General features: G+C 63.4%; 22 protein-coding genes. 11 read left to right on the top strand and 11 right to left on the bottom strand.

What is annotated here, in order from left to right; all coding sequences use genetic code 11:
* The first annotated feature begins 4 nt into the window (after positions 1–4).
* The 6 genes from FGD77_RS11925 (at position 5) to aroA (ending at position 4465) form a co-directional block, all read left to right on the top strand.
* Positions 5–436, top strand: a complete 432-nt coding sequence (locus FGD77_RS11925; protein ID WP_255009875.1) for an HPr kinase/phosphorylase — start codon at positions 5–7, stop codon at positions 434–436.
* 12 nt (positions 437–448) lie between these two features.
* The gene (gene rapZ / locus FGD77_RS11930; protein WP_255009878.1) at positions 449–1369 is read left to right on the top strand and encodes an RNase adapter RapZ; all 921 of its coding nucleotides are present in this window, start codon (positions 449–451) and stop codon (positions 1367–1369) included.
* 31 nt (positions 1370–1400) lie between these two features.
* Positions 1401–1796: a PTS sugar transporter subunit IIA gene (locus FGD77_RS11935; RefSeq protein ID WP_255009881.1), complete on the top strand. Its 396-nt coding sequence runs from the start codon at positions 1401–1403 to the stop codon at positions 1794–1796.
* Positions 1797–1800: 4 nt separating this feature from the next.
* Positions 1801–2079, top strand: a complete 279-nt coding sequence (locus FGD77_RS11940) for an HPr family phosphocarrier protein (RefSeq protein ID WP_255009883.1) — start codon at positions 1801–1803, stop codon at positions 2077–2079.
* Between the two features lie 121 nt (positions 2080–2200).
* Positions 2201–3043, top strand: a complete 843-nt coding sequence (locus FGD77_RS11945) for a lysophospholipid acyltransferase family protein (RefSeq protein WP_255014192.1) — start codon at positions 2201–2203, stop codon at positions 3041–3043.
* A 72-nt stretch (positions 3044–3115) separates the two neighbouring features.
* Positions 3116–4465: a 3-phosphoshikimate 1-carboxyvinyltransferase gene (gene aroA / locus FGD77_RS11950; protein ID WP_255009886.1), complete on the top strand. Its 1350-nt coding sequence runs from the start codon at positions 3116–3118 to the stop codon at positions 4463–4465.
* Between the two features lie 169 nt (positions 4466–4634).
* On the opposite strand, the gene FGD77_RS11955 is transcribed toward aroA, so the two are convergent.
* From FGD77_RS11955 to FGD77_RS11985, 7 genes are all read right to left on the bottom strand, one after another.
* Positions 4635–5642: an ABC transporter substrate-binding protein gene (locus FGD77_RS11955; RefSeq protein WP_255009888.1), complete on the bottom strand. Its 1008-nt coding sequence runs from the start codon at positions 5640–5642 to the stop codon at positions 4635–4637.
* Between the two features lie 41 nt (positions 5643–5683).
* Entirely contained in the window at positions 5684–6529 is an 846-nt protein-coding gene (locus tag FGD77_RS11960; protein ID WP_255014194.1) for an ABC transporter permease, read from the bottom strand.
* Positions 6529–7404 (bottom strand): ABC transporter permease, encoded by an 876-nt coding sequence (locus FGD77_RS11965; protein ID WP_255009890.1) that lies wholly within the window; start codon positions 7402–7404, stop codon positions 6529–6531. The genes FGD77_RS11960 and FGD77_RS11965 overlap by 1 nt, the downstream gene beginning before the upstream one ends.
* Before the next feature lie 198 nt (positions 7405–7602).
* Positions 7603–8382 (bottom strand): ABC transporter ATP-binding protein, encoded by a 780-nt coding sequence (locus tag FGD77_RS11970; RefSeq protein WP_255009892.1) that lies wholly within the window; start codon positions 8380–8382, stop codon positions 7603–7605.
* Entirely contained in the window at positions 8379–8798 is a 420-nt protein-coding gene (locus FGD77_RS11975) for a VOC family protein (protein ID WP_255009893.1), read from the bottom strand. Before FGD77_RS11975 ends, FGD77_RS11970 begins: the two co-directional genes overlap by 4 nt.
* Before the next feature lie 7 nt (positions 8799–8805).
* Complete coding sequence (gene hydA / locus FGD77_RS11980) at positions 8806–10266, bottom strand: dihydropyrimidinase (protein WP_255009894.1); 1461 nt, start codon at positions 10264–10266, stop codon at positions 8806–8808.
* 78 nt (positions 10267–10344) lie between these two features.
* Positions 10345–11595: a Zn-dependent hydrolase gene (locus tag FGD77_RS11985; RefSeq protein ID WP_255009895.1), complete on the bottom strand. Its 1251-nt coding sequence runs from the start codon at positions 11593–11595 to the stop codon at positions 10345–10347.
* 154 nt (positions 11596–11749) lie between these two features.
* Here FGD77_RS11985 and FGD77_RS11990 point away from each other — a divergent pair, with 154 nt between their 5' ends.
* Positions 11750–12382, top strand: a complete 633-nt coding sequence (locus FGD77_RS11990) for a TetR family transcriptional regulator C-terminal domain-containing protein (RefSeq protein ID WP_255009896.1) — start codon at positions 11750–11752, stop codon at positions 12380–12382.
* Positions 12383–12502: 120 nt separating this feature from the next.
* Positions 12503–12712, top strand: coding sequence for a hypothetical protein (locus FGD77_RS11995; RefSeq protein WP_255009897.1), 210 nt, complete (start codon positions 12503–12505; stop codon positions 12710–12712).
* A 255-nt stretch (positions 12713–12967) separates the two neighbouring features.
* Here the strand turns inward: FGD77_RS11995 and preA are convergent, their stop codons facing one another.
* Positions 12968–14272, bottom strand: coding sequence for an NAD-dependent dihydropyrimidine dehydrogenase subunit PreA (gene preA, locus FGD77_RS12000; protein WP_255009900.1), 1305 nt, complete (start codon positions 14270–14272; stop codon positions 12968–12970).
* Positions 14273–14302: 30 nt separating this feature from the next.
* Positions 14303–15631 (bottom strand): NAD(P)-dependent oxidoreductase, encoded by a 1329-nt coding sequence (locus FGD77_RS12005; RefSeq protein WP_255009902.1) that lies wholly within the window; start codon positions 15629–15631, stop codon positions 14303–14305.
* A 183-nt stretch (positions 15632–15814) separates the two neighbouring features.
* Here FGD77_RS12005 and FGD77_RS12010 point away from each other — a divergent pair, with 183 nt between their 5' ends.
* Positions 15815–16213: a hypothetical protein gene (locus FGD77_RS12010; RefSeq protein ID WP_255009904.1), complete on the top strand. Its 399-nt coding sequence runs from the start codon at positions 15815–15817 to the stop codon at positions 16211–16213.
* A 124-nt stretch (positions 16214–16337) separates the two neighbouring features.
* Positions 16338–16529, top strand: coding sequence for a hypothetical protein (locus FGD77_RS12015; RefSeq protein ID WP_255009906.1), 192 nt, complete (start codon positions 16338–16340; stop codon positions 16527–16529).
* Between the two features lie 33 nt (positions 16530–16562).
* Here FGD77_RS12015 and FGD77_RS12020 read toward each other — a convergent pair whose 3' ends face one another.
* Positions 16563–17012, bottom strand: coding sequence for a GNAT family N-acetyltransferase (locus FGD77_RS12020; protein WP_255009908.1), 450 nt, complete (start codon positions 17010–17012; stop codon positions 16563–16565).
* Positions 17013–17165: 153 nt separating this feature from the next.
* On the opposite strand from FGD77_RS12020, the gene FGD77_RS12025 reads away from it, so the two are divergent.
* Positions 17166–20621, top strand: coding sequence for a chromosome segregation SMC family protein (locus FGD77_RS12025; RefSeq protein WP_255009910.1), 3456 nt, complete (start codon positions 17166–17168; stop codon positions 20619–20621).
* A 292-nt stretch (positions 20622–20913) separates the two neighbouring features.
* Here the strand turns inward: FGD77_RS12025 and cbiB are convergent, their stop codons facing one another.
* Entirely contained in the window at positions 20914–21825 is a 912-nt protein-coding gene (gene cbiB, locus FGD77_RS12030; RefSeq protein WP_255009912.1) for an adenosylcobinamide-phosphate synthase CbiB, read from the bottom strand.
* Positions 21826–22004 lie beyond the last annotated feature (179 nt).

Genomic DNA, 22004 nt, shown 5'->3' on the forward strand with positions numbered 1-22004 from the left:
AAATATGGAGCACCCAGAAGGTACTTTGACGCTGCATGCGACGGCGGTGGCGGTCGCGGGGCGCGCGGCTTTGATCCGGGGGGCGCCCGGGGCCGGGAAATCGGGATTGGCGTTGCAACTCATCGCGATGGGCGGTGCGCTTGTATCGGATGACAGCACATTAATCTGGCGGGACAATGAGCGTTTGCTGGTTGATGCGCCCGGTACGATCCGTGGCCGGATCGAAGCACGCGGTATTGGCATTTTGAACGCGCCGGCCGCAGGTCCGCAGCCCGTGGCGCTGCTGATCGATATGGACGCACCAGCGCCACCGCGTTTGCCCGAGGCGCAGACCGAGACGTATCTGGGCCTGTCTGTTCCATTGGTGCATGGTAGCGCCGCGGCCCATTTTCCGGCTGCAATCTACCTCTATATGATGAACGGACGGTTTGCATGAAGGGCTTGGACCATGACTGAAATCACTGGGCCGTCTCACGGGCGGCCCCCACCTATGATGTTGATCACTGGCCCCTCCGGTGCGGGGCGAAGCACTACGATCCGCGCGCTCGAGGACATGGGCTATGAGGCGATCGACAACCTGCCGCTTGGCCTTCTGCCGCGCCTGTTGGGTGCGCCGCCGGGTCAGGATCAGGGCCTTGACCGGCCCCTCGCGCTGGGCGTCGATACGCGCAACCGTGATTTTTCGCCTCAGGCGCTGATCGATGCGGTTGGTGCGCTTGATGCGTTCAAGGCCGGGCAGGCCCAGCTGCTTTATCTTGATTGCCGACCTGACGTGCTGCTGCGGCGTTTTTCCGAAACCCGGCGCCGGCACCCGCTGGCCCCGACCGAAAGCGCGCAGATCGGGATCGCGCGCGAGTTGGATTTGTTGCGCGCGGTCTATGCGCGGGCCGATATCCTGATCGATACGTCCGAGATGAGCCCACATGACCTGCGCGCCGAGCTGGAACGATTGGTCCTGCCGCGCTGTGGGGGGCGTCTGTCGGTGTCGGTTCACTCGTTTTCGTACAAGCGCGGCCTGCCGCGCGGCGCGGATATCGTTCTGGACTGTCGGTTCCTGCGTAATCCCTACTGGGAGGAGGCGCTGCGCTCGCTGGACGGACGCGCGCCCGAAGTGGCGGCGTTTGTTGTCGGCGATGCGCGCTTTGCCGCGTTTTATGCGCACCTGACGGCGATGCTGGACCTTTTGTTGCCCAGCTTCGAGGATGAGGGGAAATCCTACCTGTCCATCGCGCTGGGATGCACGGGCGGGCAGCACAGATCTGTCGCAGTGACGGAATCTTTGGCGCGCACCCTTGCAGATGGGGGCTGGCAGGTGTCAATAAGGCACCGTGAACTTGAGCGGCGCGCGACCATTACTGACGCGCCATGACGCGCAGCAGCCACAAAAGGATGCAAGGGCATTGATCGGGATCGTCATTGTTGCCCATGGGGGCCTTGCGCGGGAATACCTCGCAGCGGTTGAGCACGTCGTCGGCCCGCAAAATGGCGTGCGCGCCATTTCGGTCGATACGAATGACGATCGCTCGGCCAAGGCCGCAGAGATTTCGCAGGCCGCGCGCGAGGTGGATCGCGGTGCCGGGGTCGCTATCGTGACCGATATGTTCGGCGGCTCGCCTGCCAACCTGTCGCTGCCCGCATGCCGTAGCGGCGACCGGCGCATGCTCTACGGCGCGAACCTGCCGATGCTGATCAAGCTGGCCAAGAGCCGGGACAAGCCGTTGCCGGATGCGGTGCGCGATGCGCTGTATGCTGCGCGCAAATATACCGATAGCCAGAATATTTCAGTGGAAGATTGATCTTATGTCCGCACCTGTGACACGCAAATTGCAGATCGTGAATGTCAAGGGACTGCACGCGCGCGCCTCGGCCAAACTGGTTGAGGTGGTCGAGGGGTTCGACGCGACGGCCGAGGTCTCTCATGATGGGCAATCGGCCTGTGGCGACAGCATCATGGGTCTTTTGATGTTGGCAGCCGCGATGGGAACCACTATTGACGTCGAGACCCGAGGCCCCGATGCCGAGGCGCTGGCCGACGCCGTGGCGGCCCTGGTGGCGGCCCGGTTCGGAGAGGACATGTAGCGCGGCGCACCGCGTTCAGCACGGAATGGAACGGTCCCACTTGGTGAACGAGCAACGCGAAAAGGGCGATCAGGTATCCGCCGGGGTCGCCGCAGATGCGGCTGGCGTGGACAATGGCACGATGACCTTTCCAAAATATGACCGGCGCAGCCTGACCTATTCGAATTCGTTCGATGCGCCGCTGACCGCATCGATCATCCGCGGGATTGAGTGGATGACCGGCAAGGTTTCGATCATCCGGATGATCCGCGATTTCGAACGGCGCGGCGCCCCGACGGGACAGCCCTTTTGGCGGGCTTCGCTCGATACCATGGGAATCGACCTGCTGACGCCCGAGGCCGAGTTGGACAACATCCCGCCGGACGGGCCGGTCGTGGCCGTGGCGAACCATCCGCACGGGTTGGTCGACGGGATGATTTTGGCGGACCTGATCGGGCAGCGTCGCACTGACTACAAGATCCTGACGCGGGCCTTGCTGACTGGCATTGACGAGGTCGCGGCCAGCTACATGATCCCGGTGCCATTCCCGCACGAGCCGGATGCGCAGCGCAAATCGGTGGAAATGCGGGCCAAGGCAATGACGCATCTGAAGGAGGGCGGGCTGATCAGCGTGTTTCCCTCGGGTGTGGTCGCGTCCTCGGACACGATGTTCGGTCCGGCGGTCGAGCGCGAATGGAATGTCTTTACCGCCCAGATGATCCGCCGATCGGGGGCCAAGGTCGTGCCGATCTATTTCCCGGGCGCCAACAGCCGCTGGTATCAGATTGCCAACCGCCTGTCGGTGACACTGCGTCAGGGGCTTTTGCTGCACGAGGTTGTGCATAGCTGCAATCGCCCGCAAAAACCAGTCGTCGGCGCGCCGATTTCGGACGCGCGTATGGAGATGCTGGCCAGCGATCCGCGCGGTTTCATGACGTGGCTGCGCGCGCACACGCTGTCGCTGGGGGGCGCGCGGGCGGAGTGACGCGGCGGCGATGGACGCTTGCCTCCGGTTGCGCTATCAGGCGGGTAAACACCCCAATACGAAGGCGCACCCATGTCTGGTCACGGTACCCCCATCCCCATGAGTTCGGCCAAATGTGGCCCCCTGACCGGCACGGCGAACGTGCCCGGCGACAAGTCAATCTCGCATCGCGCGCTGATTCTGGGCGCTATGGTTGTGGGCGAAACGCGCATCACCGGCCTGCTGGAGGGCGAGGATGTGCTGGACACCGCCCGCGCGATGCGCGCCTTCGGCGCCGAAGTAGTGGATCTTGGCGGCGGGGCATGGTCGGTACACGGCGTCGGCGTCGGCGGCTTTGCCGAGCCTGATGGCGTCATCGACTGCGGCAATTCCGGCACAGGCGTGCGCCTGATCATGGGGGCGATGGCGACGTCGCCCATCGCCGTCACTTTCACTGGCGATGCGTCTTTGAACCAGCGCCCTATGGCGCGGGTTACCGACCCGCTTGCGCTGTTCGGAGCGCAGGCAGTGGGCCGCGCAGGCGGGCGCCTGCCCATGACGATTGTTGGCGCCGCCGATCCGGCGCCGGTGCGCTATACGGTGCCCATGCCCTCGGCGCAGGTGAAATCGGCGGTGCTGCTGGCAGGGCTAAACGCCCCCGGCCAGACGGTGGTTATCGAACGCGAAGCCACGCGCGACCACACTGAACGGATGCTGGCAGGGTTCGGCGCCGACATCACGACCGAGGACACTGACGAGGGCCGCGTCATCACACTGACCGGCCAGCCGGAACTGACGCCCCAGACCATCGCAGTGCCGCGCGACCCCAGCTCGGCCGCGTTCCCCGTCTGCGCCGCACTGATCGTGCCGGGATCGGATGTGTTGGTGCCCAATATCGGCCTCAACCCGACGCGCGCCGGTCTGTTCACCACCCTACGCGAGATGGGAGCGGACCTGAGCTACGAGGATGAGCGCACCGAGGGCGGGGAGCCTGTGGCCGACCTGCGCGCCCGCTTTTCGCCCGATCTGAAAGGGGTCGAAGTGGACCCTGCGCGCGCCGCGTCGATGATCGACGAATATCCGGTCCTGTCGGTCGTCGCTGCCTTTGCGCAGGGGCCGACCATCATGCGCGGCGTTGCCGAGCTGCGGGTGAAGGAATCCGACCGGATCGAGGCGATGGCGACCGGCCTGCGCGCGAACGGGGTCGAAGTTGAGGATGGGAATGATTGGTGGATCGTCCATGGCCGTGGTCATGGGGCGGTGCCGGGCGGCGTCATCTGCGCCAGCCATCTGGATCACCGGATAGCGATGTCCTTCCTGATTCTCGGCATGGCGGCGAATGCGCCCGTCAGCGTCGATGATGGCGGCCCGATTGCCACGTCCTTTCCTATCTTCGAGCCGCTGATGGCACAGCTCGGCGCGCAGATCGTACGCTCCGCCTGAGTTGTGCGAGGCTATATGAGTATTTGAAGAACGATGAAAGTGGGGCGCGCCCTGCCATTCTTCTTGCGACAAATATCCTCGCCGAAGGCATCTGGGCTAAAAGCGGGAACAGGCCTGAAAACAGGGGCGCGCCGGTGATCGCCGCGCCCTTGTTTTACATCCTGAGCGTTTAGTTCAGCGCCTTATCCGACACCGCATGCGTCCATGCATCATCGCCGGGATGCTGGGTTATGACAGGATCGGATCCACCTGAGAGCAGCGATTCAATCGTGCGCTCAAAATCTGCCGGGTCCAGCGCGCCATCGCTGCCGGCCGTCAGTTTGGCGACTTCCTTCATCATGAAGACCTGATGAGCCTCTGTCTGCGCGCCGCTGGCGTCATTGTCGAGAACGATCAGCGCGGCCTCCTCGGGGTTTTGTTCAGCCCATTTCCAGCCCTTCATCGACGCGCGCACAAAGCGCGCCATTTTGTCGACGAATTCGGGGTCGTCCAGGTTGTCGCCTCGCACGTACAGGCCGTCTTCCAGCGTGGCGACGCCCTGATCCTCGTACTTGAACACGACCAGTTCCTCGGGTGTCAGCCCCGCATCCAGCACCTGGCCGTATTCATTGTATGTCATGGTCGAAATGCAGGCGGCCTGGCCCTGAAGTAGCGGATCAACGTTGAAGCCCTGCTTGAGCACCGTCACGCCGCCGTCTGATCCATCGGTGGCAAGTCCCAGCTTGTTCATCCAGCTGAGGAAAGGATATTCATTGCCGCTGAACCACACGCCCAGCGTCTTGCCAGGGAAATCTTCGGGGCTGTTCACGCCGGTATCCTTGCGGCAGGTCAACATCATGCCCGATGATTTGAAGGGTTGCGCGATGTTCACCAGATCCAGCCCCTTTTCCCGGCTTGCCATGGCCGAGGGCATCCAGTCAACGACCACATCGGCGCCGCCGCCGGCGATCACCTGCGCGGGGGCGATGTCCGGCCCGCCCGGTTTGATCGTGACGTTCAGATCCTCTTCGCCGTAGAAACCCTGATCCTGCGCGACGTAATAGCCGGCGAACTGCGCCTGCGTGACCCATTTCAGCTGCAGCGTCACGTCATCGGCGGCATTGGCCGTGCCTGCTGCGGCAAGGCCCAATGCGCCAAGGCCCAATGCTGCAAGGTTTGATCTGTTTTTCTTATTCATTACCTTCACTCCCTGTTGTTATGGTTACAGTTTTTGTCTGATCACGCGCGGCTCCGCTGCGAAGGGTGCCAGAATGTCAGTGCCTTTTCCAGCAGCGCAATGCCCCCGTAGAAGGCCGAACCGGCGATGGCCGCCACGACGATCTCGGCCCAGACCAGATCCATCGCCAGTTGCCCGACCGAGATCGAGATGCGAAACCCCATGCCCTTGGTCGGCGAGCCGAAGAACTCGGCGACGATGGCCCCGATCAGCGCCAGGGTCGTCGCGATCTTCAGCCCGTTAAAGATGAACGGCATTGCGGCAGGCAGGCGAAGCTTCAGCAGGGTTTTCCAATAGCCTGCCGCGTAGGTCCGCATAAGGTCGCGCTGCATGGGGCCTGTATCCTGAAGCCCCTCGACCGTGTTGACCAACATGGGAAAGAACACCATCACCACAACCACCGCCGCCTTGGATTGCCAGTCAAAGCCGAACCACATCACAAGGATCGGGGCGAGCCCGATGATCGGCAGGGCTGCCATGAAGCTACCCACCGGCAGCAGACCCCGTTGCAGAAACGGGAACCGATCGATCGCAACGGCCAGCAGAAACGCCGCGCCGCAGCCCAGAACATAGCCGGTAAGCGCGCCCTTGATCACGGTCTGGACGAAATCACGCCAAAGGATCGGCAACGATCCGGCAAATGTTACGGCGATCTGGCTCGGCGGCGGCAAGAGGATGGGTGAGATATCCAGCCCGTGCACGACACATTCCCAGATCACGATGACCGTCAGGCCGAAGACAATAGGCCCGGCCAAGCTTGTCGCCCGGCTTGTCGTGCGACGAGCCAGACGCGCATTTATCTGCCATCCCATCAACCACGCGGCGAGTGCTCCGACAAGCCATCCCATCATGCCATACCCATTCGCTTGAGGGTGATGCGCTGCGCCAGCCCGATCACGCCCACCATCAACGCGGCCAGTGCGGCAGCCGTCAAAAGCGCGCTCCAGATCTGGATCGTCTGACCATAATAACTACCCGCCAGCAGCCGCGCGCCCAGGCCGGCAACCGCGCCGGTGGGCAATTCGCCCACGATGGCACCGACAAGGCTGGCCGCGATGCCCACTTTGAGCGACGCAAAAAGATAGGGCATCGACGAGGGCAGGCGCAGCCGCCAGAGGGTTTGCGCCGAACTGGCGTTCCATGTGCGCATCTGATCGAGCTGCATGGCATCGGGGCTGCGTAGCCCCTTGACCATGCCAACGACCACCGGGAAAAATGACAGATACATCGAGATCATCGCCTTGGGCAGCAGTCCGGAAATGCCGACGGCATTCAGCACGACAATGATCATTGGCGCGATGGCGATGATCGGTACGGTTTGGCTGGTGATGACCCACGGCATCACGCTCAGATCCATCGTCCGATTAAAGACGATACCAACTGCCAGCGCGATACCCAGTGCCGTGCCAAGCGCAAAGCCAAGGATCGTCGCGCTGAAGGTCACCCAGCTGTGATAGATCAGCGAGCGTTTGGAAAACCCGCGCCCCTTCAATACCATGGCTCCGGTCGTATCCCAAATCTCAGCGACGACCTGATGTGGCACGGGCAGCTTGGGTTTCTGCTGACTCCAGGTGTCGGCAACCAGATCGGCGCGGCTCAGCTCGATGCCCGCACGCTTTGCCTTGTCATGGGCCCAAGGGGCGTTCAGCATGATCGCGGCGGCATACCAGATCGCGATTATGGTCAGCACAACCGTCAGGATTGGCAGCACGTTGCGCATCATGGGCTCCTGGCTTTCAATGTTCCAAAAATACTCAACCCTCGGTTCCAGCCCAAAGCTGATTTTTTGAGTATTTTAGGAACATTGAAAGATTTAGATGATGTATTGATCCTGCGGCACAGGCTGGAGAGCCGATGACCCTGAACGTTGAAAGTCCTGTGGCCGTTACGACCGGCCAAGGCAGGCTGCGGGGCGCCGCGATCAATCATCGCCGTGCCCCGCACGCAGGCCGTCGCGTACGCGGTGGGCGATTTCGATGAATTCGGGGCTGTCGCGGATATCCAGTGGCCGGTGCCGTGGCAGGGGGCTTTCGATGACGTCGGCGATACGACCTGGGCGAGGGGACATGACAACGATGCGGGTGCTGAGATATACTGCCTCGGGGATGGAATGGGTGACAAAGCAGATAGTCTTGCCCGTCCGGTCCCACAGGTGCAGCAGCTGTTCGTTCAGGTGGTCGCGCACGATCTCGTCCAGCGCGCCGAAGGGCTCGTCCATCAGCAGCAGGTCCGCATCGAAGGCAAGCGCGCGCGCGATAGAGGCGCGTTGTTGCATGCCGCCGGACAGCTGCCAGGGGAACTTCTTTTCAAAGCCTGCCAACTCGACCAGTTCCAGTGCCTCTGCTGCGCGGCGGGCTTGTTCGTCGCGCGAATATCCCATGATCTCCAGTGGCAGGCGAATGTTGCCACCAATGGTGCGCCATGGATAGAGACCGGCGGCCTGAAAGACATAGCCGTAGGCGCGCGCGCGCCGGGCCTCTTCGGGGGTGGTGCCATTGACGGTGATGGTGCCGGAGGTCTGCTGTTCCAGATCGGCCATCACGCGCAGGAATGTTGTTTTGCCACAGCCGGAGGGACCGATGAAGCTGATGAAATCACCGCGATTGACCTCGAGGTTCACATCCTTGAGAGCGTGGATCGGCCCGTCATTGGTCTGGAACGTCAGACCCAGATTCTTGGCCGAGATAACGATATCGTTCACGTGTCAAAACCCCATAACTTCGCCTCGGCAAACTCGACCGAATTTTGTGCCGGATCGCGGACATAGATTGACCGCGCGCCGCCGGGCCATTCGAAATCGGCCTCGATGGCGACGCCTTTTGATGTCAGATGTTCCTCCCACAGGTCCATCTCGCCCGGCTGGGCGCGAAAGCAGACGTGGCCTTGGCCCATCGCGCCGTGGGGCGGGACTGGGAATTTGCCGTGGCTGTCTTGGGTCGCTTCTGGGTCGAACAGCAGGATCATGGATGTTTCGCACCGCAGAAAAACGTGGCGTCCGGGCACGCGCAGATGCTCGTCCAGGCCGATGACGTCCTTGTAGAACGCCGCCGCCGTATCCAGATCGGATACGTAGAGTGCCGTTTCCAGAACGGCGCGGGGGGCGTGGGGGGGCGGCATTGGCTGCTCAGATCCCCGCCGGAATGTTCAGCGGGTCGCGCCGGATCATCTTGGGCGCGGTCAGCGCCTTCCATTTGCTCAGCGCGGTATGCGCAGAGGGGAAGGCCGGTCGCGGCACGAAACGACCACGGCCCGGCTGCGGCTGCGAGTTTTGACCCCACGCCCAGATAACTTCGCCGCGTGACAGGGTGTAGCGGCTGTTGGCTGTCACTTCGAACCCTTCAAAGACGTTGTAATCGAGGATCGAGTGGTGGTTGGCCGGGCTGATCGTTTTGGTGATCTTGGGATCCCACACCACGATGTCGGCATCTGCGCCCTCAACAATGGCGCCCTTTTTCGGATAGATGTTCAGGATCTTGGCGACGTTTGTTGATGTGACGGCGACGAATTCGTTCGGCGTCAGGCGCCCCGTTTCGACGCCCGTTGTCCACAGCACTGGCAGGCGTTCCTCCAGCCCGTTCGAGCCGTTGGGGATGATGCGGAAATCATCGCGTCCCGCGCGTTTTTGCTCGGTCGAAAAGGCGGCGTGATCGGTGGCCACGACCTGAAGCGACCCGGATTGCAGACCTGCCCAGAGCGAATTTTGATGCTCTTTGTTTCGGAAGGGGGGCGACATGACCCGGCGGGCGGCATGGTCCCAATCCTTGTTGAAATACTCGGATTCGTCCAGCGTCAGGAACTGCACCAGCGGCTCGCCATAGACGCGCATGCCCTTCTGGCGCGCGCGGCGGATCGCCTCGTGCGCCTGCTCGCAGGACACATGCACGATGTAGAGCGGCACGCCCGCCGCGTCGGCGATGCAGATGGCGCGGTTGGCTGCCTCGCCCTCGAATTCGGGGGGGCGGGAATAGGCGTGGCCTTCGGGGCCGGTGATGCCCTGATCGAAGTATTTCTGCTGCATTTCCGCGACCAGATCACCGTTTTCGGCATGGACCATCGGCAGCGCGCCCAGCTCGGCGCAGCGCTTGAACGAGGCGAACATCTCGTCGTCCTCGATCATCAGCGCGCCCTTGTAGGCCATGAAATGCTTGAAGGAATTGACGCCCATGTCGATGGCGTCCTTCATCTCGCTGAAAACATTCTCGTTCCAGCCGGTGATCGCCATGTGATAGCCGATGTCGCTGCAAATCTGCGGCGCGGATTTGCGGTGCCATTCGTTGATGGCGTTCTTGATGCTGCCATCGGCGCCCGGCAGGCAGAAATCGACCAGCATCGTGGTGCCGCCGCAGGCCGCGGCCCATGTGCCGGTCTCGAATGTTTCCGCCGCCGTCGTGCCCATGAAGGGCATTTCCAGATGGGTGTGCGGGTCGATCCCGCCGGGGATGACATAGGCGCCGGAGGCGTCGATATAGTCGTCGCCCTTGAGGTCCTCGCCGATCTGCTTGATCGTCTCGCCCTCGATCAAAACATCCGCTTTCCACGTGCGGTCGGCGGTGCAGACGGTGCCGCCCTTGATGACTTTGGTCATGATCTTTCTCCCTGAGCTTCGCGCGGCGTCTTCTGCGCCACTTTGGCTATCCCGAAGGATGCGCGGTGTTGTATCGATTCAGTCCGTCACCCCCGCCGTCTCCACCACAGCGTGCAGCAGCACGTCGGCCCCGGCGCGTGCCCATTCCAGCGTGATTTCTTCGGCCTCGTTGTGGGACAGGCCATCGACGCAGGGGCACATAACCATCGCGGTCGGGGCGACCTGATTGATCCAGCAGGCATCGTGACCCGCGCCCGAAATCAGGTCGCGATGCGAATAACCCAGACGCTCGGCGGCGCTGCGGATGGCGGTCACGCAGCCTGCGTCGAACTCGACCGGATCGAAGCCGCCAACCTTTTCAAATTCGACCTGCAATTCCATGTCGTCGCAGATTTTTTGCGCGGCTTCCTTCATCTGGCTGACCATTTCGCTCAGCGTGTCGATATCGGGCGAGCGGAAATCGACGGTGAACACGGCCTTGCCGGGAATGACGTTGCGCGAGTTCGGAAACACCTGCAACGCGCCGACCGCGCCGACGGCGCTCGGCGCGTGGGCGAGGGCGATCTCGTCCACCTTTTCCAGTACCCGCGCCATGCCAAGACCCGCATTGCGGCGCATCGGCATCGGGGTCGATCCGGTATGCGCGTCCTTGCCGGTGATGGTCAGCTGCGTCCAATCAAGGCCCTGACCGTGGGTCACGACGCCGATATCCTTGCCCTCGGCCTCCAGAATGGGGCCCTGTTCGATGTGCAGTTCAAAAAACGCGTGCATCTTGCGCTCGCCGACGGGTTCGTCGCCCTTCCAGCCGATGCGCTTCAACTCGTCGCCGAAGGTCTTGCCCTCGGCATCCTCGCGCTGATTGGCCCATTCTTCGTCATGCAGGCCGGCAAAGACGCCGGAGGCCAGCATGGCGGGGGCAAAACGGGTGCCCTCCTCGTTTGTCCAGTTGGTCACGACGATGGGATGCTTGGTCTTGATGTCCAGGTCGTTCAGCGTGCGGGCCAGCTCCAGCCCCGCCAGGACCCCCAGCACGCCGTCATATTTGCCACCCGTCGGCTGCGTATCCAGATGGCTGCCCACATAGACCGGTAGCGCATCGGGGTCGGTCCCCTCGCGGCGGGCGAACATGTTGCCCATCGTATCGAGGCCCATAGTCATGCCCGCGCCCTCGCACCATGATTGAAACAGCGCGCGGCCCTCGGCATCGGCATCGGTCAGGGTCTGACGGTTGTTGCCCCCGGCGACGCCGGGACCGATCTTGGCCATCTCCATCAGGCTGTCCCACAGTCTCTGGCCATTGATTTTGAGGTTTTGTCCGGGTGCCGCCATGTTATTGCCTTCCTTGCGTGGTCGCTGGGTGGTCTTTTACCAAATGGTCAACTTAACGATTGCGCACGGCCCCGCGCCTGTCAAGAATAGTGTTGGGCGTCTGCCGTGCCAGCCCAAAGATTGCACGCGCGGTCATAGCAGGGAAAGAGGCAAGATGGGCGAGAGTGGCGCAACCGCCGATACAGGTCCCAGCCGCATCCAGCGGCGCAACCGCGCACGCATCATCGAGGCCGCGCTGGATGTCTTTTCGCAGCATGGCTATCGCGGTGCCACGCTGGACCAGATCGCCGAGCGGGCAGGGCTGAGCAAGCCGAACATCCTGTATTATTTTACGGGCAAGGAAGAGATTCACGTCACGCTGCTGAACCAGTTGATGGATCGCTGGCTGGCGCCGCTGCGGCGGCTGGACCCGGAAGGTGAACCGCTGGACGAAATCCTGACCTATGTGCGCCGCAAGCTGAAGATGAGCCAGAAATATCCCCGCGAAAGCCGCCTGTTCGCCAACGAGATCCTGCAAGGGGCGCCGCGAATCGCGCCGCATCTGGAGGGCGATCTGAAACCGTTGGTCGATAACGCGGCCGCGACGATACAGGGCTGGATCGACGCCGGGCGAATCGCGCCGACCGATCCACGGCATCTGATATTCTCGATCTGGGCGACAACGCAGCATTATGCGGATTTCGAGGCGCAGGTCGGGGTTTTGATGGATGGGCGGGCCGCGACGGATGGCGCGGATCCGTTTCTGACGACGCTCTACACGCGGTTGCTGCGACCGGCCCAAGACTGAGGCGCCGTTAATCGTAATGTCAGATCGGGTTTGGCGGGGCAGGGCGCGGCATCTAGAATATAGCTGGGTGGCGGGCTCTGTGGGGGGGCTGAGGTGTCGGGGTTCTATCGTCAGGGTTTCATGTTTCATAATACCGCTACGCCCGATCCTGCGGTCGCGCGCTTGCGGACCGATCAGATGTTGCGCGCGCTCCGCGTCGCGGCAAAGCTGGGTGGAAGTCCAGCACCACGTGTCGTCGGCCTGTCCGGCCAGGTACTGGAAGCAGGCGACATCGGCGGCGACGATGCGCGGGTGATCGAAGGGGATGCCGACGACCAGCATGGCGGTTAACCGTCGCTTACCTTGCTTCGGCAGGATGAGCGCCATGCAAAGCCTCACCAGAGTGACCGACCCGGAGTATCGGCCTGACCAGATGTTCGAAGCCCGCGCGCAGTGGTGGAGTGGTGCGCCGCTCGCAGGCACAGACGGATCGTGAGGTTGGGGGGTAATGCCTCATTCGGGCCGTGCGAAGGCGTGGCTTTCACCTCATCCGCACGGCAGACCAGTCCATAGTCATATGCCACAACGGTCCAGTCGAAATAATGCTCATTCCGCCGCGCAGGCGCCCGGGTTGTTGGGGTGGGTCGTCCAGTTGGCATAGTCCGCCTCGACCACCTTGCCGGTGCGCGGGTCCGTCGTGCCGGGCGCCATCGCCTCCATCGTGATGCAGTTTTCAACCGGGCAGACATTGACGCACAGGTTGCAGGCGACGCATTCTTCGTCGATCACTTCGAACACGCGATCATCGGACATGGAAATTGCCTGATGCGATGTGTCCTCGCAGGCGGCATAGCAGCGCCCGCATTTGATGCAATCGTCCTGATTGATGACGGCCTTGGCGACATAATTCAGGTTCAGGTCCTTCCAGTTGACGGTGTTCGGCACCGCCCGCCCGACGATTTCCGAGGTGGAGGTCATGCCCTTTTCGTCCATCCACTGGCTGAGGCCGGAAATCATCTCTTCGACGATCTTGAAGCCATAGGTCATCGCTGCCGTGCAGACCTGCACGTTGCCCGCACCCAGCGTCATGAATTCGGCGGCGTCGCGCCATGTGGTGATGCCACCGATGCCGCTGATCGGCAGGCCGCGCGTCGCCGGATCGCGGGCGATCTCGGCCACCATGTTCAGCGCGATCGGTTTCACGGCGGGGCCGCAATAGCCGCCATGCGCGCCCTGACCGTCAATGGTGGGCTGGGGCGCGAACAGATCCAGATCGACCGAGGTGATCGAATTGATCGTGTTGATCAGGCTGACCGCGTCGGCGCCGCCTTCCAGCGCCGCCTGCGCGGGTTTGCGGATGTCGGAGATGTTTGGCGTCAGTTTGACGATGACGGGTAGATCACTGTGTTTCTTGCACCAATGGGCGACCTGGCCAACATATTCCGGCACCTGGCCGACGGCGCTGCCCATGCCGCGCTCGCTCATCCCGTGGGGGCAGCCGAAGTTCAGTTCGACCCCGTCGCACCCCGTATCCTCGACCCTGCGCAGGATCTCGCGCCAGGCATCCTCGTTGACCGGCACCATCAGCGAAGCGATCAGCGCGCGGTCGGGATAGTCGCGCTTGACCCTCTTCATTTCTTCGAGGTTCACTTCCAGCGGGCGGTCGGTGATCAGCTCGATATTGTTGAGGCCCAGCAGCCTTCGGTCGGCGCCGTAGATCGCGCCGTAGCGCGGGCCGTTGACGTTGACGACTGGCGGCCCGGCCTCGCCCAGTGTTTTCCACACCACGCCGCCCCATCCGGCGTCAAAGGCGCGGCGCACGTTGTATTCCTTGTCCGTTGGCGGCGCAGAGGCCAGCCAGAACGGGTTGGGCGATTTGATCCCGATGAAGTCGCTCGTGAGGTCAGCCATCTTATGTCTCCCTGTCTTGCGTGTCAGGCCTTAGCCCGCGTTCGTCAGACTTGCATGAATATCCATCGCGGCATCGCGGCCCTCGGCCACCGCGGTCACGGTCAGGTCGTCGCCGCCAGAAGCGCAATCGCCCCCGGCCCAGACGCCCGGCATCGACGTGCGGCCCGCGCCCGTGACGGCAATCTTGCGCCCCTCCAGATCGGGCAGCCCCTCGCCATGCAGCGTTTGACCGATCGCCTTGAACACCTGATCGGCGGCAACGCGAAATGTCTGGCCGGTCGGTTTCAGATCATCATCGGTATATTCAAACTCGATCTCGCGCACCGCGCCGTTGCCGATGATGCCGCGCGGCGTGGCATTCGTGATGATCCGCACGCCCGAGGACGCGGCCAGATCCTGCTCGAACGTGCTGGCGTTCATCCGGTCCTTACCGCGCCGGTACACCAGCGTGACGTTCAGCGCGCCCAGCAGTTTCGCCTGCACGGCGGCGTCCACGGCAGTCATGCCGCCGCCGATCACCACCACGTCGCGGCCAACCGGGACGGCGGCCACGTCACTGGCTTGGCGCAGATCGGCGATGAAATCGACCGCGTCGCGCATCCCGTCCTTGTCCTCGCCATCGAGGTTCAGCGCGTTCACGCCGCCGAGGCCAATGCCAAGGAAAACCGCGTCATAGTCGGATTTCAGCTGTTTCAGATCCAGCCCGGCGCCCAGGCGCTGACCGGTCTTGACCTCGATACCGCCGATTTTCAGTAGCCAGTCGACCTCGCGCGCGGCGAAATCGTTCGGGGTCTTGTAGCTGGCGATGCCGTATTCATTCAGGCCACCCGGCTTTTCATGTGCATCGAAGACGGTCACGTCATGGCCATGCATCGCCAGACGATGCGCGCAGGCCAGGCCCGCAGGCCCGGCGCCGACGACAGCGATCCGCTTGCCCGTCGTCTCCGCGCGGGTGAAGGGGTGCACGCCCGCCTCCATCAGCGTGTCGGTGGCGTAGCGTTGCAACTGGCCGATCAGCACCGGTTTGCCCTCGGCCACCTCGCGCACGCAGGCCTCTTCGCACAGGGTTTCCGTGGGGCAGACGCGGGCGCACATGCCGCCCATTATGTTCTGCGTCAGGATCGTGCGGGCCGCCACTTCGGGCGTGCCGGTTGCGATCTGGCGGATGAATAGCGGGATGTCGATGTCGGTGGGGCAGGCGGTGATGCAGGGCGCATCGTGGCAGAAATAGCAGCGGTCGGCCGCGACCAGCGCCTCGTGATGGTCAAGCCGTGGATGCAAATCCGAGAAGTTCTCGGCGTAGTCTTCGGGGGGCAAGCGCCCGGCTGTGATGCCGGGGGTCAACGCGGTGTCCTTCATGGCGTCCTCCATCACGCAGGTCGGGTGGGGTGGCTGCGGTCAGTATTTCACAGTTTTTTATTTTATCAATTGGTAAAATTTTTATGGGCGATATTTTATTTCGAACGGGCGGGCTATTTGGAACGATTGCTGCGTTGCGGCGCCGTTAGCGAGTTGTTAGTGATTAAAAGGTTAGACTGAGGCATGAAGGCTCTGATCTGGTATTTTCTACCGCTCGCCATGCTGCTCTGCAGCGCCTGCAATACGCCCGGCCCCGCCTTTCGCGGGATTGAGGCGACCCGCATCACGATAGGCCGGTCCACCTTCGATGTGCGCGTGGACGGAGCGCGGGCAGAGGTGATTCGCCTCAATACCCAATGGGCGCCGCGCCTTGATTCGGTCGCACCGCAAGGTGTGGCTGCGATCGAGCGTGTCTCGGGCTGTCGCGTCCGCAGGCTGGAGGGCGACGCCGCGCTGATGACCGCGCGGCTGGATTGTGGGCAGCCGCTGACGCCGTTGCCGCGCGGCAATACATATGACTGCGATGTCTACACGGTTGTGGATGGGTTGGCCGAGCTGACATGCGAAGCGGTGCGGTACTGATGAGGCCCGGCGTGCCCGATATCGTGACCGTCCAGACCGCCATTTGCCCCCGCGCGGTGCTTGAATATGGCGGGCGTTTGGGCGATAGCTGGCGCCGGGCAGCATCGCCCGCGAGGATATCAGCATGAATTACAAGGCACAGGGCGCGCCCAAGATGGGCCGCAACGCACCGCGCCACGCCGAACATAACGCGCCCGGCTCGGATCAGGATCCGTTTGGCCAACGCTCGGGCGGTCGGCCCAGCAAGGCCGAATTGCTTGCGCGTATGAAGGCGGCCCAGGATGAGCGCGCCAAGGATGACAGCACCGACGGGTAGGGGTGGTTTTCAGCGTCGCGTAGGGCCAAATGGCTAAAGCGTCTTTTCCATATAGACGCTGACGTCATTCGGCGCGTAATCGCCAAACCTTTCGCAGCGCACAAATCCGTGGCGTTCATACAGGCGGATCGCGCTCTCCAGCACATCGCCTGTCTCCAGCCGCAGAATATGTGATCCTAACCCCCGCGCATGATCTTCTAGCGCGCGCAGCACCGCAGCAGCCGCTCCGCGTCCACGTGCGGGCGTCGCCGTGAACATCGATTTGACCTCGCAATAGCCATCCATCTGCACCAGGGCGCCGGTCGCCAGAACCGCCGCGCCGTCGCGGGCAACGATGAAATGCACCTCGGGCGCGCAAAGCGCGTCAAAGCCGAGGAAGAAATTATCGTCCGGCTGGAACAGCTCCTGCATCAGCGCATGGCTTTGTTCCAGCAGCGCACGCGGGGCGGGATCCAGGGGATTGGCAGGCTCGACGATCAACATGGGCGCAGATGTGGCGCGGCCCACCCGCGAGAGTCAAGCGAGACGCGCGCTGAACGGCCGGATCAAGGGGTTTGGCGTTGACAGTGGGGGCCGCCGGTCGCCACATTGCCCGATAAACTGAGACACCATCAACCGGAACGGAACACAGATACTTTGCGTTTTTCCAAGCTTAGATTGACCGGCTTCAAAAGCTTTGTCGACCCGACCGACCTGATCATCGGGGACGGGCGCACCGGCGTTGTCGGCCCCAATGGCTGCGGCAAATCCAACCTTCTGGAGGCGCTGCGCTGGGTGATGGGCGAGAACCGGCCGACCGCCATGCGCGGCGGCGGGATGGAGGATGTCATCTTTGCCGGGGCCGCCACGCGCGGTGCGCGCAACTTTGCCGAGGTGACGATCCATATCGATAACGCGGATCGTCTGGCGCCTGCCGGATTCAATGAGGCCGATCATATCGAGATCGTGCGCCGCATCACCCGCGACGTCGGCAGCGCCTATCAGGTCAACGGCAAGGACGTGCGCGCCCGCGATGTGCAGATGCTGTTTGCCGACGCGTCGACCGGCGCGCATTCACCCGCATTGGTCCGGCAGGGTCAGATTTCCGAGCTGATCAACGCCAAGCCCAAATCCCGCCGCCGTATTCTGGAGGAGGCCGCCGGCATTTCCGGCCTTTACCAGCGTCGGCACGAGGCCGAGTTGAAGCTGAGGGGCGCCGAGGCCAATCTGACCCGCGTCGATGACACGGTCGATCAGTTGGCAAGCCAATTGGCGACATTGGCCCGGCAGGCCCGGCAGGCGGCCCGGTATCGGACCATCGGGGACGATCTGCGCGCGGCCGAAGGGCTGCTGCTGTACCGCCGCTGGCGCGAGGCGGACGAGGCGTTGACCGTCGCGCGCGCCGAGCTGCGCGAACGCACGACTGCGACCGTGCGCGCCGAAACCGCCGCACGAGAGGCCGCCAAGGCCCGCGCCGCCGCCGACGACGCCTTGCCGTCACTGCGCGAGGAAGAGGCGATCGCCGCCGCCGTTCTGCAACGTCTGAACGTGGAACAGGGCAGCCTTGCCGATCAGGAAACCGCCGCGCGCACCCGTATCGAGACGCTGGAGGGACGCATCGCGCAGCTGGCTCGCGATATCGACCGCGAGGCGGGGCTGAACCGCGATGCAGACGACACGATCCAGCGGCTTGACTGGGAGCAGGCTCAATTGACCAAAGCCGCCGAGGGCCACGAGGATCGGCTGGCGGCAGCCGCCGAAGCGGCGCAGGAGGCGAGCCATGTCCTGCAGGAGCGCGAGAGCGATCTGGCAACCCTGACCGAAGACGTCGCGCGCCTGTCCGCGCGGCATCAGTCCGCCCAGCGGCTATTGTCGGACAGCCGCAAGACGCTGGAGCGTAGCGAGGCCGAAGCCGCCCGTGCGCGCACGGCGGTCGAGCAGAGCCGGGCGATGATGGACAGGGCGGGCACTGATTTCGATGCGGCGGGGCGGGCCGAACAGGCGGCCCAAGCGGCCGTCGAAGCCGCCGAGGCGGCGCTGACCGCCGCTGACGAGGCACGCGGCGATACGCAGGCACGCGAGGCCGAGGCCCGCGCCGAGCGCAGCGCGGCAGAGGGCGAACTAAGCGCGCTGAGCGCCGAGGTGTCCGCACTGGCGCGCCTGCTGGAGCGGGATACCGCCGAAGGGGGCCAGCTCCTGGACCGGTTGCAGGTGCAGCAGGGTTATGAAAAGGCGCTGGGCGCGGCGCTGGCAGATGATCTGCGCGCACCGCAGGTCGCGGCTGATGGCCCGTCAGGCTGGACCGAACTGCCCGGATATGACCAGCTACAGACGCTGCCGGACGGCGTTCCCTCGCTGACGCGTAACGTGTCGGTCCCCGATGTTTTGACCCGCCGGATGAGCCAGATCGGTCTGGTCGATTCCGCCGATGGCCCCCGCCTGCAACCGCTGCTGAAACCGGGTCAGCGCCTTGTCAGCGTGGAGGGTGATTTGTGGCGCTGGGATGGTTATCGCGCCTGGGCCGAGGATGCACCATCGGCGGCGGCATTGCGACTGCAACAGCTTAACCGGTTGGAAGAGCTGAAACAAATTCTGGAGCAGGCCACTGGCAGGGCGGAGGCTGCGCGGTTCGCGCATGAAACGCTCAAGCGCCAATTGGCGGAACAGACCGAGGCCGACAAGGCCGCCCGCGCGGCCCGCCGCGCTGCGGATAGTGCAATGGGCGATGCTTCGCGTGCGCTTAGCCGGGCCGAAGCGGACCGCAATCTGGCCGCGTCCAAGCTGGAGTCGCTGGTTCTTGCCGTGACGCGCCACGAGGACGAGGCGATGGCGGGGCGGACCCAGTTGGCCGAGGCCGAAAAGGGACTGGCAGAGCTGGGCGATCTGGAGGCCGAGCGCGCGCGCGCCGACGATATCAAGACAACGGTCGAGGCCGCGCGCATCACCATGATGTCGCGCCGCTCTGCCCATGACGAGCTGCGCCGCGAAGGCGATGCGCGTGTGCGCCGCCACCAGGAAGTAACCAAGGAAATCAGCGGCTGGCGTCACCGACTGGAGACGGCAGAGAAGCGCAGTGCCGAACTGGCCGAGCGCAAGGAGACGTCAGAAGCCGAGCTGAAGCAGGCCGCCGCCGCACCTGCGCATCTGGCTGAACAGCGCGAGGTGCTTGCAAGCAAGATTGCCGACGCGGACGCACGTCATAGTGCGGCGCGGGACACGCTGGCCACCGGCGAAGCCGCATTGCGCCAGACGACCGAGGCCGAGCGTACGGCCGAGCGTGCCGCAGGCGAAGCGCGCGAGGCGCGTGCACGCAGCGAGGCGCGCGCCGATGGTGCCAGCGAAGCAAGGCGCGCTGCCGCTCAGCGCATCACGGACGAACTGGAAACGACGCCCGAGGCGCTGCTGGAGGCGCTTGCGGTCGACGTTGACAAAATGCCGACCTCTGACGCCATCGAGGCCGAAGTGAACCGACTGAAACGCCAGCGCGACGCGCTGGGCGCCGTCAACCTGCGCGCCGAAGAGGACGCGAAGGAGATCGAGGAGGAGCACGGCACGCTCGTCTCGGAAAAGACCGATCTGGAGGAGGCTATCAAGGCGCTGCGCAGCGGCATCGGCGGCCTTAACCGCGAGGGGCGCGAGCGGCTGTTGACTGCGTTCGAGCAGGTGAATGCCAATTTCGGGATGCTGTTCAAACACCTCTTTGGTGGTGGCGAGGCCAGTCTGGTGCTGGTCGAAAGCGATGATCCCCTGGAGGCCGGCCTTGAGATCATGTGCCAGCCACCGGGCAAGAAGCTGGCGACGCTCAGCCTGCTGTCAGGGGGCGAACAGACGCTGACCGCGCTGGCGCTGATCTTTGGTGTCTTCCTGGCCAATCCCGCGCCGATCTGCGTGCTGGACGAGGTCGACGCGCCGCTGGACGATGCCAATGTCGCCCGCTTCTGCGATCTTCTGGATGAAATGTGCCGACGTACCGAGACGCGGTTTTTGATCATCACCCATAATGCCGTGACGATGAGCCGAATGGACCGGCTATTCGGCGTCACGATGGCCGAGCAGGGGGTGTCGCAGCTGGTCTCGGTCGACCTCGAGAAGGCCGAGGCGCTGGTGGCCTGAAGTTGCCGTCAAATACCACGGTGGATTTTATCACTGTCTCCACTTTGAAGCGAACTGCGCGGGCGGCCGGATTTGCGCCGGTAAACCCGAGCACTTCTACTGGGTTTTTCTTACTTAACCGTAAACTGTCGCCTTACAGCCGCTCCGCTTGGTCGCGTGTCGGCAGGAGGGGCACGAAACGCATGGGGGGTCTCAACGGCGTTGAACTGTCATAAATTCAGCGAAGTTGGCGCCCCGTCAGGAACGGGAACTTAACTATTTCACGGCCACTATCATGTGGAAACGTCATATTTCACAGGAGGAGCGCGCAGAGGACCGCAAATGCAAATATCACCGCCCATGCGCGCCACAATACGGTGACAGTTGCATCAATCTGCGCCGGGCCGGATTGGTGCAGTCCGTGTGGGTTGACGAACGGATGGTCCTGCATCTTTCCGTGATAGGCGCGCGGACCTGACAGGGCGACACCGATGTTGCGCGCCATGGCAGCCTCGGGCCAGCCGGCGTTTGGGGATCGGTGCTGGCGGGCCTCGGTTGCGATCTCGGCCCAGCGGGGGCGCGGGCGGGATAGAAGGGCGATCAACAGGGCACTTGCACGGGCGGGAATGAGGTTCATCAGATCGTCAAGCCGCGCCGCCGCCCAGCCGAATTGCGTATGGCGCGGCGTCCGGTGGCCGATCATGCTATCGGCGGTGTTGATCGTCTTGTACAGGATAAGGCCGGGCAGGCCGCCGATGGCCAGCCAAAACAGCGGCGCGACGACACCGTCGCTGAAATTTTCCGCTGCCGATTCGATTGCGGCGCGTGTCACAGCCGGTGGATCCATATCGCGCGTGTCACGCCCGACGATCATGGCGACCGCCGCGCGCCCGTCACCCACGGACAGTCGCAATGCGGATGAAACAGCCGCGACGTGATCACACAGCGATCGCTGTGCGATCAGGATGGCGGCGACGATCACGACGACCAGCTCCCCAAATTGCGAGAGTATTGCGCTAATGGTCAGCGCAGTGGCGGCCAGCAGGATAACTGCGGCAACCCCCTTGGCCCGGCGCGCGTGCCCGGTGTTCCACCGTACGTCCAGAGAATTGATGGCCCGGCCCATAAGCACGGCGGGATGGGGCAGCTTTTGCCACAGCCAGCGCGGCTCGCCGAAGACCGCGTCGAGCGCCATGGCAGTTGCCAGGACAGCAGCGATGCCCATGTGGTGGCCCCTTTTCTGCCAACATTTCGAAAATCTACGCCTTCCAAGCGGATATTGGCCGCTGTCGCAAGGCTGAATGGCGGAAAATCGCCGATATGTCACCTGTCGCATCAAACCGCAGGTCTGCGGCAAGCATTCGGTACTAGTTGGCGCTCATCTTCTTGCAAATGCGTTCACAA

Origin of the sequence: Roseovarius sp. M141 (assembly GCF_024355225.1) — a bacterium.
Taxonomy (GTDB): Bacteria; Pseudomonadota; Alphaproteobacteria; order Rhodobacterales; family Rhodobacteraceae; genus Roseovarius.

What these genes read in the sequence shown, in the direction of transcription:
- FGD77_RS11925 (WP_255009875.1), top strand. Translation starts at nt 5, where the DNA reads ATGGAGCACCCAGAAGGTACTTTGACGCTGCATGCGACGGCGGTGGCG.
- rapZ (WP_255009878.1), top strand. Translation starts at nt 449, where the DNA reads ATGACTGAAATCACTGGGCCGTCTCACGGGCGGCCCCCACCTATGATG.
- FGD77_RS11940 (WP_255009883.1), top strand. Translation starts at nt 1,801, where the DNA reads ATGTCCGCACCTGTGACACGCAAATTGCAGATCGTGAATGTCAAGGGA.
- FGD77_RS11945 (WP_255014192.1), top strand. Translation starts at nt 2,201, where the DNA reads ATGACCTTTCCAAAATATGACCGGCGCAGCCTGACCTATTCGAATTCG.
- aroA (WP_255009886.1), top strand. Translation starts at nt 3,116, where the DNA reads ATGTCTGGTCACGGTACCCCCATCCCCATGAGTTCGGCCAAATGTGGC.
- FGD77_RS11955 (WP_255009888.1), bottom strand. Translation starts at nt 5,642, where the DNA reads ATGAATAAGAAAAACAGATCAAACCTTGCAGCATTGGGCCTTGGCGCA.
- FGD77_RS11960 (WP_255014194.1), bottom strand. Translation starts at nt 6,529, where the DNA reads ATGGGATGGCTTGTCGGAGCACTCGCCGCGTGGTTGATGGGATGGCAG.
- FGD77_RS11965 (WP_255009890.1), bottom strand. Translation starts at nt 7,404, where the DNA reads ATGATGCGCAACGTGCTGCCAATCCTGACGGTTGTGCTGACCATAATC.
- FGD77_RS11975 (WP_255009893.1), bottom strand. Translation starts at nt 8,798, where the DNA reads ATGCCGCCCCCCCACGCCCCCCGCGCCGTTCTGGAAACGGCACTCTAC.
- hydA (WP_255009894.1), bottom strand. Translation starts at nt 10,266, where the DNA reads ATGACCAAAGTCATCAAGGGCGGCACCGTCTGCACCGCCGACCGCACG.
- FGD77_RS11985 (WP_255009895.1), bottom strand. Translation starts at nt 11,595, where the DNA reads ATGGCGGCACCCGGACAAAACCTCAAAATCAATGGCCAGAGACTGTGG.
- FGD77_RS11990 (WP_255009896.1), top strand. Translation starts at nt 11,750, where the DNA reads ATGGGCGAGAGTGGCGCAACCGCCGATACAGGTCCCAGCCGCATCCAG.
- FGD77_RS11995 (WP_255009897.1), top strand. Translation starts at nt 12,503, where the DNA reads ATGTTTCATAATACCGCTACGCCCGATCCTGCGGTCGCGCGCTTGCGG.
- preA (WP_255009900.1), bottom strand. Translation starts at nt 14,272, where the DNA reads ATGGCTGACCTCACGAGCGACTTCATCGGGATCAAATCGCCCAACCCG.
- FGD77_RS12005 (WP_255009902.1), bottom strand. Translation starts at nt 15,631, where the DNA reads ATGAAGGACACCGCGTTGACCCCCGGCATCACAGCCGGGCGCTTGCCC.
- FGD77_RS12010 (WP_255009904.1), top strand. Translation starts at nt 15,815, where the DNA reads ATGAAGGCTCTGATCTGGTATTTTCTACCGCTCGCCATGCTGCTCTGC.
- FGD77_RS12015 (WP_255009906.1), top strand. Translation starts at nt 16,338, where the DNA reads ATGAATTACAAGGCACAGGGCGCGCCCAAGATGGGCCGCAACGCACCG.
- FGD77_RS12020 (WP_255009908.1), bottom strand. Translation starts at nt 17,012, where the DNA reads ATGTTGATCGTCGAGCCTGCCAATCCCCTGGATCCCGCCCCGCGTGCG.
- cbiB (WP_255009912.1), bottom strand. Translation starts at nt 21,825, where the DNA reads ATGGGCATCGCTGCTGTCCTGGCAACTGCCATGGCGCTCGACGCGGTC.